General features: G+C 67.7%; 12 protein-coding genes. 5 read left to right on the top strand and 7 right to left on the bottom strand.

All coding sequences use genetic code 11. The features are described 5' to 3' along the window. Positions 1-12: 12 nt before the first annotated feature. Positions 13-1,143, bottom strand: a complete 1,131-nt coding sequence (locus E6K79_05245) for a DUF1028 domain-containing protein (GenBank protein TMQ65173.1) — start codon at positions 1,141-1,143, stop codon at positions 13-15. Continuing rightward, complete coding sequence (locus E6K79_05250) at positions 1,140-2,552, bottom strand: DUF1028 domain-containing protein (protein TMQ65174.1); 1,413 nt, start codon at positions 2,550-2,552, stop codon at positions 1,140-1,142. The genes E6K79_05245 and E6K79_05250 overlap by 4 nt, the downstream gene beginning before the upstream one ends. On the opposite strand from E6K79_05250, the gene E6K79_05255 reads away from it, so the two are divergent. From E6K79_05255 to E6K79_05265, 3 genes are read left to right on the top strand one after another with little or no spacing between them, the layout of a single operon-like run. After that, on the top strand, positions 2,455-3,372 hold the full coding sequence (locus E6K79_05255; protein TMQ65175.1) for a hypothetical protein: 918 nt from the start codon (positions 2,455-2,457) through the stop codon (positions 3,370-3,372). The two genes, E6K79_05250 and E6K79_05255, sit on opposite strands and share 98 nt — an antisense overlap. Next, a complete protein-coding gene (locus E6K79_05260) occupies positions 3,299-4,675 on the top strand; it encodes a DUF2330 domain-containing protein (protein TMQ65176.1) in 1,377 nt (458 codons plus the stop codon). The genes E6K79_05255 and E6K79_05260 overlap by 74 nt, the downstream gene beginning before the upstream one ends. 40 nt (positions 4,676-4,715) lie before the next feature. Continuing rightward, complete coding sequence (locus E6K79_05265; protein ID TMQ65177.1) at positions 4,716-6,050, top strand: DUF2330 domain-containing protein; 1,335 nt, start codon at positions 4,716-4,718, stop codon at positions 6,048-6,050. Between the two features lie 22 nt (positions 6,051-6,072). Here the strand turns inward: E6K79_05265 and E6K79_05270 are convergent, their stop codons facing one another. The 5 genes from E6K79_05270 to lexA all read right to left on the bottom strand — a co-directional run bounded on the left by E6K79_05270 (position 6,073) and on the right by lexA (position 11,890). Continuing rightward, positions 6,073-6,354: a DUF3303 domain-containing protein gene (locus E6K79_05270; protein TMQ65262.1), complete on the bottom strand. Its 282-nt coding sequence runs from the start codon at positions 6,352-6,354 to the stop codon at positions 6,073-6,075. A 20-nt stretch (positions 6,355-6,374) separates the two neighbouring features. After that, entirely contained in the window at positions 6,375-6,857 is a 483-nt protein-coding gene (locus E6K79_05275; GenBank protein ID TMQ65178.1) for a DinB family protein, read from the bottom strand. Between the two features lie 79 nt (positions 6,858-6,936). Then, positions 6,937-10,050: a DNA polymerase III subunit alpha gene (locus E6K79_05280; protein TMQ65179.1), complete on the bottom strand. Its 3,114-nt coding sequence runs from the start codon at positions 10,048-10,050 to the stop codon at positions 6,937-6,939. After that, positions 9,923-11,218, bottom strand: coding sequence for a hypothetical protein (locus E6K79_05285; protein TMQ65180.1), 1,296 nt, complete (start codon positions 11,216-11,218; stop codon positions 9,923-9,925). Before E6K79_05285 ends, E6K79_05280 begins: the two co-directional genes overlap by 128 nt. A gap of 24 nt (positions 11,219-11,242) precedes the next feature. Continuing rightward, entirely contained in the window at positions 11,243-11,890 is a 648-nt protein-coding gene (gene lexA / locus E6K79_05290) for a transcriptional repressor LexA (protein TMQ65181.1), read from the bottom strand. Between the two features lie 251 nt (positions 11,891-12,141). On the opposite strand from lexA, the gene E6K79_05295 reads away from it, so the two are divergent. Both E6K79_05295 and E6K79_05300 read left to right on the top strand, forming a co-directional pair. After that, the gene (locus E6K79_05295) at positions 12,142-12,789 is read left to right on the top strand and encodes a hypothetical protein (protein ID TMQ65182.1); all 648 of its coding nucleotides are present in this window, start codon (positions 12,142-12,144) and stop codon (positions 12,787-12,789) included. Then, entirely contained in the window at positions 12,740-13,396 is a 657-nt protein-coding gene (locus tag E6K79_05300) for an N-acetylmuramoyl-L-alanine amidase (GenBank protein TMQ65183.1), read from the top strand. The genes E6K79_05295 and E6K79_05300 overlap by 50 nt, the downstream gene beginning before the upstream one ends. Position 13,397: the final 1 nt, after the last annotated feature.

Raw genomic sequence — 13,397 nt, forward strand, 5'->3', positions numbered from 1 at the left:
TCTCCTTGGTTTCTATCGCTTGCCCGACTTGAATCGGGCGATCTGTTCCTTCAAATAGTTGTCGGTCGGCGTGAGAGCGAGCGCCTTCGTCTCGACCTCGATCGCCTTCGCGGCGTCACCCATCCGGAAATGAACCTCCGCCAGCGTATCCAGAATCCCGGTCTCCTTCGGCTCGAGCGCGACCGCCCGCTCGGCGGCGGTCAGAGCCTCCGGGAGGTACATGTCGCTCGTGGCGCAGGTCCATGCGAGACCGTTCAAGCTTGAAGCGTCGTTGACCCCGCCGGCGAGCGCCCGGCGCAGCGCCTCCCCCACACGGTCCCGCTCGACCTTCGCGAGATCCCTCCGCCCGATCTTATCGTACGACTCGGCGTACCGGAGGTGTGCCTCCGAGAGCTTCGAAGCCTCGAGGATCTGGAAGACGCGGTGAAGCTCTCGGATCGGCTCCTTGTGATCCTCGACCCGGAGGTCGATGTAGCGTGTCCTGTATTCGGGATAATCCGCGCTCGGGCGCACCACGAGAAGTGCCGCCGACTGCATCCCCCGCTTGTCGCCGCCCGCGGCCTGCCCCGCGTCGAGCGCGGCCAGGAGCCTCGAGGCAAGCTCGCCCTGCGTGGAGAGGAACGCCCGCTCCATGTCCGCGACGACCGCCTCGCCCGCGAGGATGTTTCCCTGGATCGAGTAGCCCCAACCGGTGCGATGGCCCGCCCACGAGGAGCAGTCCTTCCCCGTGTGCGCGGCGCTCCGGCCCTGGACGTCCACGACGCCGACCTGGCGGTGCACGCTTCCCGAGTCGGAGTCGAGGAGGGCGCGGAGCACCTCGGGCGCCGACTTTCCCTGCCGGAGCAGCGCGAGCCCCATCGGGCCGAACGACTCGTTGGTCGATGCCTGGGTCGCGATGCCGCCGACCCCCGCCTCCGCCCACGGCACCGCCATCCCCACGCTGAACGCCCGGGACTGGACCGCGACGCCCACCTCCTGCGTCACCGAGTCGTACGCGACGATGGAGAAGGTCGCGGACGCGCACGGCGCCAGGAGCGAGGTCGCCGCCGCGGCGAAGAGAATGATGGAGGCGGCGCGGGCGGCGCGGGCGGCGCGGGCGGCGCGGGCGGCGCGGGCGATTGGGCGGTCTGTGATCGCTCTCACTTGCGGCCCGCCCGGAACCGCTCGATCTGCTCCTTCAGGTAGGCGCTCTTGGGGTCGAGCGTCGCCGCCCGCGACTCCACCTCGACCGCCTTCGCGGTGTTCCCCGCGCGGAAGTGGACCTCGGCCAGCGTGTCGAGGATGTCGATATTCCTCGGCTCGATCTCCACGGCGCGCTCCGCGGCGCGGATGGCGTCCGACAGGAAGATATCGTGGGTGGCGCACGCCCACGCGAGCCCGTTCAGGAGCGACGCGTCCCGCTCTCCGCGGGCGATCGCGCGCTTCATGCTCTCTCCCACCCGCTCCCGCTCCATCACCGCCAGGTCCGTCCGACCTTGAGCCTCGTACTGGGCCGCGTAATTCAAGTGCGCGTTGGCCAGGTGGAATCCCTCGAAGATCTGCCACACTCGGCGCAGCTCCTGGATCGGCGTCTTGTGATCCTCGACGCGGAGGTCCACGTACCGGACGTTGTACTCCGGGTGGTCGACGCTCGGCCGGACGACGAGGAGCGCGGCCGACTGCATCCCGCGCTTGTCGCCGCCGGCGGCCTGCGCCGCCTCGAGCGCGGCGATCATCCGCTCGGCCAGCTCGCCGCGCGATTCGCGGTACGCCTGGGCCATGTTCGCGACCACGCTCGGACCCGCCAGGATATTCCCTTGGCAGGCGAAGCCGGGACCCGTCTCCCCTCCCGCCCAATCGAGGCACCGCCTGCCCGTCCAGTTCACGGCGCGTCCCCTCGCGTCGACGATCCCCACCTGGCGCCCGTCCCAGAGCGTGTCGGCCGCCGCCAGCGCCCTCATCACGTCGGCCGCCGGCATCCCGGTGCGGAGGAGGGCGAGCGCTTCCGGTCCGAGCGTTACGTTGACGTTCGCCTGCGTGGCAACGGCGCCCGCGCCAGCTTCCGCCCAAGGTACCGCGGTCCCGACCGAGAAGTACTTCGACTGCACGGCAACGCCCACCTCCTGCGTCACGGAGTCGTAGGCCACGATCGAGAAGGTGCCGGTCTTGACGTCCGCAAGGGCGGACGCGGCCGGGAGCAGGGCGAGCGGAAGGGCCAGGAACAACGCGGCGAACACGCGACGGCGGATCATCGATCTACCCCTTGATAGGTGGGTCGGCTCGGGTCCAGCAGTAGCGTTCGAAGGTACCAAAAAGTCCACCGGGCCGGGCTCAAATTTCCTGTGGACTCCCCCCGACCAGCGGCGTAGCGTCATAGTTGTCGTCGTAAGAGCCCCCGGCCCCCCGCCCGACGCGAGGGGCCGGATTGCTTTTTCGGGGAATACTCCCTGGCTGCCGGACGTAGGTACCGGTGCGATGACGACACGCGACGAAGCCCTGGCCCGATCCGGCCGCCGATTCGACCCCCGCTGGTGGCAAATCTGCTGTCTTTCCGCGCTTTTGACGTACGGCATCTTCTGGCTTTCCTTCGACGTGCCCCCGACCCAGATCGCCGCCACGATCGGTACGGCCCTGGCGGTTCAGTGGGTCCTGACCCGAGCGCTCAAGATCCCCACGTTTGAATGGAAGAGCGCGCTGATCTCGGGGCTCGGCCTCTGCTTCCTGTTCCGCGCGAACGAGTGGTGGCTGGCGGCGGTGACCGCGTCGATCGCCATCGGGAGCAAGTTCTTCATCCGCTGGCACGGGAAGCACATCTGGAATCCTACGAACATCGCGCTCGCGCTGATGATGCTCGTCCTCCCAGCCCAGGCGTGGGTTTCGCCCGGCCAATGGGGGAGCGGGCCGACGCTCGCCTACGCCATGGCTTGCGGAGGCGCCTTCGTCGTGAACCGCTCCGCGCGCAGCGACACGAGCATCGCCTTCATCGCCGCCTTCGCGGCGATCCTCTTCGGCCGGTCCCTCTGGCTGGGCGAGCCGATGACGATCCCGCTCCACAGGCTTGAGAACGGGGCGCTCATGATCTTCACGTTCCACATGATCTCGGATCCCAAGACGACCCCCAATACGCGTGCGGGACGGATTCTGTTCGCGTGCCTCGTCGCGGCGGGGGCCGCGTTCGTCGCGTTCGTCCTCTTTCGGCCCAACGGGCCGATCTGGGCCCTCGCGGCGCTCGCGCCCGTCGTGCCGCTGATCGATCGCTTCCTCCCCGGACCACGTTACGACTGGAAGCGCCCCGTGACCGGACCCCTCTGGAAAGGAGATTCCCGTGAACCGATGGCTGCTCGCGCTCGCGATCTGCCTGGCGGGCGCCTTGTCGGCGCCGGCCGCGTATAGCTTCTGTGGATTTTACGTCGCCCGAGGCGACGCGAAGATCTTCAACCGCGCCTCGAAGGTCGTGATGGTGCGGGACGGCACCCGGACCGTCCTCACGATGGCGAACGACTTCAAGGGCGAACCGAAGGAGTTCGCGGTGGTCGTGCCCGTGCCGACATTCTTGGAGAAGGGGCAGATTCATATCGGCGACCGGGCCGTGATCGACCACCTCGACGCCTATTCCGCGCCGAGGCTGGTGGAGTACTTCGATCCGGATCCATGCCAGCAGATGGCGTACGAGATGAAAGGCAAGGCGTCGGCGATGGCACCCATGGCGCTGTCGGATCGGGCCGATGCGCGCGCCAAGGCGTTGGGCGTCAGGGTGGAGGCGACCTACACGGTGGGCGAATACGACATCGTGATCCTCTCCGCGAAGCAGAGCGGCGGCCTCGAGACCTGGCTCCTCGAGAACGGCTACACGCTGCCCCGCGGCGCCTCCGCGGTGCTCGGCGGCTACATCAAGCAGAACATGCGCTTCTTCGTGGCGAAGGTGAACCTCACGGAGCAGGCCAAGCTCGGCTTCTCCTATCTGCGTCCGCTCCAGGTCGCCTTCGAGTCCCCCAAGTTCATGCTCCCGATCCGGCTCGGCATGGTGAACTCCAACGGGCCGCAGGAATTATTTGTATTCGCGCTGACCCGGGACGGGCGCGTCGAGACGACCAACTATCGAACGGTGCGGCTCCCCGAGGGGATGGACGTGCCCGAGTACGTGAAGGATGAGTTCCCCGCCTTCTACCGCGCCATGTTCGCCGAGCAGGTCCGAAAGGAGAGCGGCGAGGCCGTGTTCCTCGAGTACGCGTGGGATATGGGATGGTGCGATCCCTGCGCGGCCGATCCGCTCTCGCAGGAGGAGCTGCACGGGCTGGGAGTCTGGTGGATCGGCGATCCGAGAGGCGATGCCGCCGGGAGGATTGGGTTAGTCCCGCCGGTCGGAGGCGCGCAGCAGGTCTTCATCACGCGGCTGCACGTGCGTTACGACAACGCCCACTTCCCCGAGGACCTGGTCTTCCAGCAGACCGGAGACAAGTCGAATTTCCAGGGCCGCTTCGTGATTCATCACCCGTGGAAGGGCGGCTCGGAATGCCCTGGGATTGATTCCTACCTCACCGAGCTCCGAGGCCGCAGAGCGAAGGAGGCCGAGAATCTCGCCACTCTCACCGGATGGTCGATGGAGCGCATCCGGCGGAGGATGAATCTGGACGGGGACTGGTCCGCGCCGGGCGACGAGCAGAAGTGGTGGCAAAGGATGTGGCCCTCGAACTAGCCGGGGAAAGAACTAGCCGGGCGAAGGAGAGGAGCGAGCGATGAAATGGCTCACTCTCGTGGTAAGTGCCCTCTTGGCGGGCGGCGCGGCGGCGCCGTCCGCCCAGGCGTTCTGCGGCTTCTACGTGGCGCAGGGAGACGCCAAGATCTTCAACCACGCGTCCAAGGTCGTGTTGGCGCGCGACGGGAATCGGACCGTCCTCACGATGGTCAGCGACTTCCAGGGAGACCCGAAGGAATTCGCCGTCGTCGTGCCCGTACCGGTGGTCCCTGAGAAGGGCCAGGTGCACATCGGCGACGCGGCGTGGGTCGATCACCTGGATGCGTACTCGGCGCCGAGATTGGTCGAGTACACCGATCCGAATCCGTGTCCCGAGGCCGAACCGCATTACAGAGGGGGGCTGGCCCTCGAGATCGCAGGGGACGCGATCGCGCTCAAAGCCGGGGTCATAGGTACGAAGGGCTCAATCAGGGTCGAAGCCCAGTACAAAGTCGACGAGTACGAGATCGTGATCCTCTCGGCCACTGAGGGTCGCGGCCTCGATCAATGGCTGAAGGCGAACGGATACCGAATCCCCGACGGCGCCCCGGCGGTCCTCCAGAGCTACATCAAGCAGGGGATGTTCTTCTTCGTCGCGAAGGTGGACGTCCAGGAGCAGAAGCGGCTCGGCTACAACTACCTGCGTCCCATCCAGGTCGCCTTCGAGTCCCCCAAATTCGTGCTGCCGATCCGCCTGGGCATGGTGAACGCCGATGGACCCCAGGAGATGTTTGTTTTCACCCTCACGCGGCAGGGTCGTGTGGAGGCATTGAACTACCGCACGGTCAAGCTCCCGACCGGCATCGATGTGCCGGAGTTCGTGAAGGGCGAATTCCCCGACTTCTACCGGCTCGTGTTTGCGGACCAGCACCGGAAAGCGGGCGAATCGGGCGTATTTCTCGAGTACGCCTGGGTGGTTGTGCCCGGCACTCCCTCATGCGACCCGTGCACGGCTCCCTACCTCACGGAGTTGCGCTCCCTGGGCGCGTTCTGGATCGCGGCGGGACCCGGACCGCCCGGCGACGCGGTCCTCACGCGTCTCCACCTCCGCTACGACGGGCGGCACTTCCCCGAGGACCTGCAGCTCATGATGACGGCCGATCGGGAGAACTGGCAGGCAAGGTACGTCCTTCATCATCCGTACCGCGGCCCGGAGGAATGTCCGCAGTTGGTCGAGTACAGAAAGGGCGTCTGGGAACGCCGCCGAAAGGAGGCGGAGAACTACTGCAGCCTGACCGGCGCCCGGTTCGACGGCATCCGCGCCAAGATGGGCGTCGACGAGCGGTGGTCCGAGCCGAATGAGTCCCTAGTTTGGTGGGAACGGCTCTGGAAGTAGCCGTCACCGCTCTGGCGGATTCTTAGAGGCGGGGCGCGATCTTCTCGACGGCTTCCTTCGAGGTGATCACCGGATACACCTCGAACTCCATGAGGTCGCTCCAGCGAGCCATCCAGGCGTCGAGGAGCGACCGGTCATGGGTTTCCATCAGCTGATAGCAGCGCTCGAGCTTGTCGTCGATCCAGCTCGACACGTAGGCCAAGCCATCGGGCATCATGCGTCCGCTGTCCTTGAAACGCCGATAGACGGGGGCGGCATCCTTGTTCTTGAAGCGCTCGACCACCATGTAGAGGGTCCTCTGCATGGGCGGGCCGAGCACGAGCCTCAGCGCCCGACCGTCGAACGGATCTTCGCGAGATGGTGAAAGCTGTGCCGGACCGCGTGATCCTCGAGGAAGAACTGCGCCGTCAGGGGCGCATCGGCGTTGAGCGAGACGGGCGCGGCGTTATCCAATTGCTCGTCGGAGAACGAGCGTATGGCATCGGCGGCGACCTTGCTGTTCCGCCGCAGGAACTCAACCGCCTCCTGCTTCGAGACCGCGGCGTGCTCCTTGGCGTGCTTCGCGTTGATGTCCGCCACCGCGTCCCAGGTCACGCCGGCAATCGGCTTCCCTGCCCCGAGGGTCTGGGCGAGCTGGATCTCGATCGGGTACATGTTTCCGACGTGGTGCACGATGACCCCGACGGGCCGCCCGTCGTGGGGGATCTTCATCCGCCATTCCGCATCTGAAAGTGCCTCAGCAAATTTCGCTAGATTCGCTGCCCCTTGCTCCAGCCGTTCCGCGAGTGCCTGCGCCCGCCGTCCCATTGTTCCCTCCGGATCTTACAACGTAGGTTGAGGAGTTGAAATGCCCGCCGGTGAGTATAGTGCCGCTCCCCGCCGCCCGCTAGAGGCGCTCGATGTGGTCCACCGTCAGCGTGCAGACGCCGAAATCCTCCTCGACGAGCCCGCTTAGAAGGAACGGCCGCGTGCTCGTAAGAAGGTGGCAGAAGCGGCGGTACGCGTCCGGGAAGAGCGTGGCGTCGTAGATCGCGGTCGTGTCCTCGAAGGCGATGAACTCCATCGGCTCCTTGTCTTTCGTCTGGACGAGCTTCGAGTTCACGTGCCAGCCGAGGATCCGGACGCGGCGGCCCGCGTGGCGGTCCAGGTCGCGGGCCGCGATGACGCCCCGGCCCCGCATCGCGTGCTCATAGGGCTCGAGCGGATGAGCGCTCAGGAGAAATCCGAGCGTCTCGACCTCGTGGCGGAGGACGGTTTGGCGATCGTACGCGGGGGCGCGGGGCGCCTCGACGGGCGGGGCTTGGAAGAGCTCGGGCGCGGGCTCGGCTGCCCGCCCATCGAGGCAGAGCTCCCAGAGCAGCTCGGGCCTCGTTCGTCCGCCCGCGATCGAATCGATGGCGCCCGCTTTCACGAGCAGCTCCGCGTCGCTGGGGCGAAGCGGCACGCGGGCGCGCAGATCCGCGAACGACCGGAACGCTCCCCCGCGCACCCTCTCGGCGAGCAGCGCGTCGAGTGTATCGTGGTGGAGCCCCTTGAGCTGCATCAGCCCCACGCGCACCTCACGCCCCTTCCCCGTGTAGGCGCGCTCGCTCGCGTTCACGTCCGGAGGCAGGATCGTAAGCCCCATCCGCCGCGCTTCGGAGATGTAGGCGAAAGTCGTGTAGTAGCCGCCCTGATTCGAGATCACGGCGGCGATGAACTCGGCCGGGTGGTGCGCGCGGAGCCACCCTGACCGAAACGACACGAGCGCGTAGGAGGCGCTGTGCGGCTTGCAGAAGGAGTAGCCCGCGAAGGAGAGGATCATCTCCCACACCTTGTCGATCACCTCGCGCGTCGCGCCGCGCGCCGCCGCGCCCGCGTAGAACTCGGCCTGGTACGCCCGGAGCGGCTTCAGCGGGCGCTTCTGGCTCAGCGCCTTCCGGAGCCCTTCTGCCTGCGCGAGCGAGAGCCCCGCGAGCTCCATCGAGACCTTGGTCACGTCCTCCTGGTAGCACATGATCCCGTACGTCTCGTCGAGCGTGTGCGTGAGCGCGGGGTGGAGCGGCTCGTACGCGCCGCCGTGGAGGCGCCGGACGTATTCGCGGATGAAGCGGTTCGCGGCGGGGCGGATCATCGACGAGTGGATGACCAAGTGGTCGAAGTCGCCCACGCGCGCCTTCCGCTGGAGCTGTCGCATGGAGCACGACTCGACGTAGAAGACGCCGATCGTCTCCCCGTCCCGCATGAGCCGCTGCGTCTCGGGATCCTCGATCGGGTTCCACGTCCGCTCGTCGATCGCGAGGCCGGTGTTCCGCGCCACCGCCGCGACCGCGTCTCGGATCACGGCGAGCGACCGGTTCCCAAGCAGGTCCATCTTCACGAGGCCGTAGTCCTCGACCTGGTCCTTCTCCCACTGGACGATCGGCACTCCCTTGGGCGCGATCTCGACCGGCACGTGGTCGGCGAGCGAGTCCGGCACGAGCACGACGCCGCCGCTGTGCACCGAGAGGTGGCGCGGGTGCCCCTCGAGCGCGACCGCCTGGGCGAGGATCTCGGGCCACGGCGGCTCGAAGTCGACGTCCTTGAAACGAGGGCGCCCGTCCAAGCGCTCGACCGGATCCTCGAGCCCCCAGTACCCGGCAAGCCGCTTCGTCACGTTCATGATCTCGGCTTCGGGAAGGCCGTAGACCTTCGCGATCTCGTGGATCGCTCCCTTGGCGCGGAAGCCGACGTGGTTCGCGACCATCGCCGCCCGGACGGGCGCGCCGTTCTCCTCGAGCACGGCGAGCTGGATCGCATCCCGCTCGTCCCACGCGAAGTCGACGTCGATGTCGGGCGGGTCCTTCCGCTCGGGCGAGAGGAAGCGCTCGAAGAAGAGGTTGTGCCGCACCGGGTCGACGTGGGTGATCCCGAGCAGGTAGGCCACGATGCTGGCCGCGCCCGAGCCGCGGCCGCAGGTGCGGGGCGTGCGGGACGTGATCGCCTCCACGATCAGGAAGTAGTCGGCGTAGCCCTTCTCGCGGATGATCGCGAGCTCGCGGTCGAGGCGCGCGCGCACGGCGGGGGCGGGATCGCGGCCGTAGCGGTGGAGAATTCCCGCCTCGCAGCGCGCGTGGAGGATCTCAAAGGCGTCTCCCCGCTCGAGCGGATACGAGGGAAATACGGTTCGCCCCATCGGCCAGTCGGCCGCGCACTCCTCGCCTAAACGCATGGCGTTCTCCAGCGCCTCCGGCGCGTGCGGGAAGCGCGCCTCCATCTCGGCGGCGGACGCGAAGGTGCGCGCCGACTCCGCGAGATCGTGGGACGGCACGCGGTCGAGCGTTGAATTCCGGTCGATCGCGCGGAGCACGTGGTGGAGGTGGTGGGCCTCGCGGTGGACGAAGTGCACGTCGTTCGTCGCGACGCAGGGGATCCCCTCGGAGCGAGCCCATTGGCGGAGCGCGCGATCGCCGCGCCCAGGGACGAGCTCGGCGTACGTTGGGAGCGCGTCGCGGAGCGGGGCCAGGAGCGCGCGGTCCTCCGAGAGGAGGACAAGCCCCTCGGCGTGGGCTCGCGTCGAGGCAGCAAGGGAAAAGGCGGGATCGAGGTGCCGCGCGGTGAGGACGCGGCAGAGCGAGCGGTAACCCTCGCGGCCGCGCGCGAGGAGAACGGCGCGCGCGGGGTGCGTACCGTTTCCATCGGCGTTGCGACCGCCGTTGCCATTCGCGCCCGCCGCCTCCACGACCTCGGCACCGGCGATCGGCGTGAGTCCGGCCTCGGCGCAGATCTGGCGGTAGAAGACGAAGCCGTAGAGGGCGTTCGTATCGGTCAACGCGAAGCGGTCCATCCCCCGCTCGCGCGCCGCTTGCGCCAGGGCCTCGAGCGTGTCGACGCCCCGCATCAGCGAGTAGTGGCTATGAACGTGCAGGTGGACGAACGACAAGACCGTGCGCCATCCACGCGGCGGGGACGAGCGCCTCCGTACCGAAGCGGGCGCGAACGCGGTCGAGGGCCGCCTCCAAGGCCCCCACACGCTCCACATCGAATGGCGCGGGGGACGCATCCCTACGGGCGCTTGTCCTCGCTCGCGCTTCGCGCGAGCTGCGGAGGCGCCCTGCGGGATCGTCCCCCGCGTCCTCCCACAGAGAGAGTTGTGTCGCCATTGCCGGCGCCTCCGCTGCCTCGATGCGCAGGCGGCGGATGCGGACGCGGCGGGTGACGGCCCGGTCGAGGAGCGCGAATGCGGCCGCGCGGAGCGCATGCTCGCTCGCGGTCGGGGTCGCGAGCGTTTGGCGCGCGCTGCCCCCGCGGCCGTCCGTGTATGAGATCGAAATCGCCAGCACGCGCGCTTCGGCCCCGCGTGAGCGGAGTCCCACGCCCAGCTCGACGACCAGGCGCGCGAGACGGGCCGCGAGAATACGACGGTCGTTCGTCTCCTGACCCAGTGTCTCCTCGGCAACCGCCACGCGCGGGGGCGCCGCCGTGCGCCGGGGCGCCGCATCCAGCCCCCGCACCTCGCGCCAGAGCGCCCCGCCCGCCGCCGCGCCGAGCGCGGCCAGGAGCTGGGGGGCGGTCAACGTCTGCGCGTCGCGCACGGCGCGGATGTTGAGGAGATCGAGGCGCTCGGCGACCGCCCGCTCGCGCGCCGTCGGCAGCACCCGCACGGCCAGCGGCGCCAGGAATGCGACCTCGCTCCCGGGAAGCACGTCGAGGAGCTCGCCGTCGGGAGCGAGCACCGACGCGGCCACGCGGCTCACGAGGCGCGTCGCGCCGATCCCGAGCGTGGGATGGAGGCGAAACGAGCTTTCGACGCCCCGCCCCGCGGCGGCCGCTCGGTCGCGGGCGTCACCGTGCGTGCGTGCGACGCCTGTCAGATCAAGGACGAATCGGCCCGATGGTCGCGCGCTCCCCTCTTCGGCGAACGGGGCGAACGGCGAGAGCGCCGCGCGGACCGAGGCTGAGATACGTGCGTAGAGATCGGGGTCGGGCGGAAGCGCGATCAGGTCGCGGCAGAGACGCCGCGCGACGACGAGGGGCGTACCCGGGTGAATGCCGGCGGCCCGCGCCTCACGCGACGCGGCAGCGACCCTCGGGCGCGGGGAGTCGGCCGGCGCGAGCGCGAGCGGGCGGCCCACGAGCTTCGGGCAACGGAGACGCTCGGCCTGGATCGCGAAGGAGTCAATGGCGACGTGGAGGATGGTGGATTCCATGGCGTACCTGTCCGGTGGTGGCGCCTACGCATAGCTTCGGAGGAGTCCCACCAGGACGCCTCGAATCTCGACGCGATCGGCCGACACGCGCATGACCTCGAGCGCAGCGTTGGCGGGGTGAAGCTCGACGCGATCGCCCGTGAGGCGGAATCGCTTCAGCGTTGCCTCCCCGTCCACGACCGCGACGACCGTCTGCCCGTTCTCGGCCCGGCGCGCGCGGCGCACCACGACGATGTCGCCATCGTGGATCCCGTCCTCGATCATCGAGTCGCCGCTCACGCGGAGCGCGTAGCGCTCGCCCGCGCCGGTCATCGCGGCCGGGACCGCGATCTCCTCAGGGACCTCGACCGGCTCGATCGGCCGTCCCGCCGCCACTACGCCGAGGAGCGGGATGGTGCCCCCCCCGGCGCGGCGGGCAGGCGGGGCCAGCCACCGCTTCGCGTTGTGAGGCGCCGGCGCCAGGTATCCGCGGCGACGGAGCTGCGTGACCAGCTTCGCGACCGCGTTGAGGGAGGAGACGCCGAGATGGCGGCGAATCTCCTCATAGGATGGGGCAAACCCCTTCCCGCCACGGAAAGCGGTGATGAAGTCGTAAGTGACTCGCTGTCGGGGCGTTAGCAGGACTATTCCCTCTCCGATCTCGTTCGTCTCTGAAGACCTTCGAATCCTCATGCCGGGTTGCCCGAGGCGGCCGCGCGGCGCCCTGTGGCGGCCGTCCGGGAACCCTCCGTGAGGCGGTACGCTAGGCGCGCCCCGCGGATGATGTAGAGAGCGTAGGTGAACAAAAGGTGAAAGTCAAGAGGAAGCAGAATTCAAGAAGCCCGCCCGACTTCGCCTCCAATTTCTGAGTGCCCCCGTGGGGGACGGGAGTACGCTCGAAGGCATGAAGCCCCGCGATAGCCGGCACCCAGATGGAGGTCTGCATGAGGCAATTGTTACTACGGGTAGCGATCTACTTGCTTCTGGCCTCTCCTGCGATTCCCAACCGGGCCGCAGCGCAATACCTTTTCATGGACACCAACGGGGATGGCAGGTGCGACTTTGAGGATTTGATTCAAAGCCCGGTCGACACGATCGACGTATGGCTCGACACGAGCCAGGACGGTCACGGCTCCCCTGCGGTGTGCCCAACCGGTGGAGAGATGAGCATCAGTGGCTATGAGCTCGTCCTCCGCGCGGATACTTACCCGACAGGATCGGTCGCGTTCGGGGTGTGGACGAATCTCATCCCTCAGTTCACTTCCGACCTGGGAACAATCCAGGAGGGCAACCTCTTGCGGGTTGGGCATGCCTCGTTGGGCTCGACCACTAGCCTGCCCGCGGGCAAATATCTTCTGGGCAGGGTTTCCGTTCAGTTCTTCTCGACGAAGTGCAAGAGGGTCGCACCGGCCAACACGGCGGTGATCGGCCAGGAACAGTACGAAACCAAGTTCTACTCGCTGTGCCCAGGCGCGGCGGGGGACTACCAACTCCGACTCGGATCGGACTTCGGCGATTATTGTGAGGTCGGCGACCTCTGCGATGACGTCAAGGGAACGACCTGGGGCAAGATCAAACAGCGGTATCACTAGAGTCGCAGCGGCGGGACGTGGAGGCACCGGATCGCCTCCACGCGCCCTCCGTGGACTTCCTCGACTTCCTCCGGCGGGCACGCGCCTGCTAGGATGCAGGCGTGACCCCGACCACGATCTCGGTCTTTCGCGAGTAATGGCCAGCCTCGCGGTGCAGCTTGAGCCCTGGACGCACATCATGATTCATCACTCGGCAACGGAGGATAGCCAGACCCTCTCCTGGCAGGCGATCCGTCGATTTCATATGACCGACCCGGAGCACCTCTGGGCTGATATCGGCTACCACGCCGGCGTCGAGCTCGTGTTGAAGGAATACGAAGCGCTGATCGGCCGCCCACTCGATCGAGTCGGGGCGCACTGCCCACAGGGCGAAATGAACAACAAGGCCATCGGCATCTGCCTCGTCGGGAACTACGATGCGGCGCCGCCGCCTCAGAAGGCGCTCGAGGTCCTAGGCGATCGGCTCCTGCGGCCCCTGATGCGTCAATGGCACATCCCACCTCAACGCGTCGTATTTCATCGGGACTTTAATCCGACGAAGACCTGCCCCGGCACGGCGTTCACGCGGGAGCTCTTGCTTCGGTACATCCCGGGGGGGATCGTGTGAG

This window comes from Candidatus Eisenbacteria bacterium (assembly GCA_005893305.1).
GTDB lineage: Bacteria > Eisenbacteria > RBG-16-71-46 > SZUA-252 > SZUA-252 > WS-9.

Excerpts from the sequence above, each read along its gene's own strand:
- E6K79_05255 (TMQ65175.1), top strand. The coding sequence starts at position 2,455 with ATGACGACACGCGACGAAGCCCTGGCCCGATCCGGCCGCCGATTCGAC.
- E6K79_05250 (TMQ65174.1), bottom strand. The coding sequence starts at position 2,552 with ATGCCGTACGTCAAAAGCGCGGAAAGACAGCAGATTTGCCACCAGCGG.
- E6K79_05265 (TMQ65177.1), top strand. The coding sequence starts at position 4,716 with ATGAAATGGCTCACTCTCGTGGTAAGTGCCCTCTTGGCGGGCGGCGCG.
- E6K79_05270 (TMQ65262.1), bottom strand. The coding sequence starts at position 6,354 with ATGCAGAGGACCCTCTACATGGTGGTCGAGCGCTTCAAGAACAAGGAT.
- E6K79_05275 (TMQ65178.1), bottom strand. The coding sequence starts at position 6,857 with ATGGGACGGCGGGCGCAGGCACTCGCGGAACGGCTGGAGCAAGGGGCA.
- E6K79_05280 (TMQ65179.1), bottom strand. The coding sequence starts at position 10,050 with ATGTGGAGCGTGTGGGGGCCTTGGAGGCGGCCCTCGACCGCGTTCGCG.
- E6K79_05285 (TMQ65180.1), bottom strand. The coding sequence starts at position 11,218 with ATGGAATCCACCATCCTCCACGTCGCCATTGACTCCTTCGCGATCCAG.
- lexA (TMQ65181.1), bottom strand. The coding sequence starts at position 11,890 with ATGAGGATTCGAAGGTCTTCAGAGACGAACGAGATCGGAGAGGGAATA.
- E6K79_05295 (TMQ65182.1), top strand. The coding sequence starts at position 12,142 with ATGAGGCAATTGTTACTACGGGTAGCGATCTACTTGCTTCTGGCCTCT.
- E6K79_05300 (TMQ65183.1), top strand. The coding sequence starts at position 12,740 with ATGACGTCAAGGGAACGACCTGGGGCAAGATCAAACAGCGGTATCACT.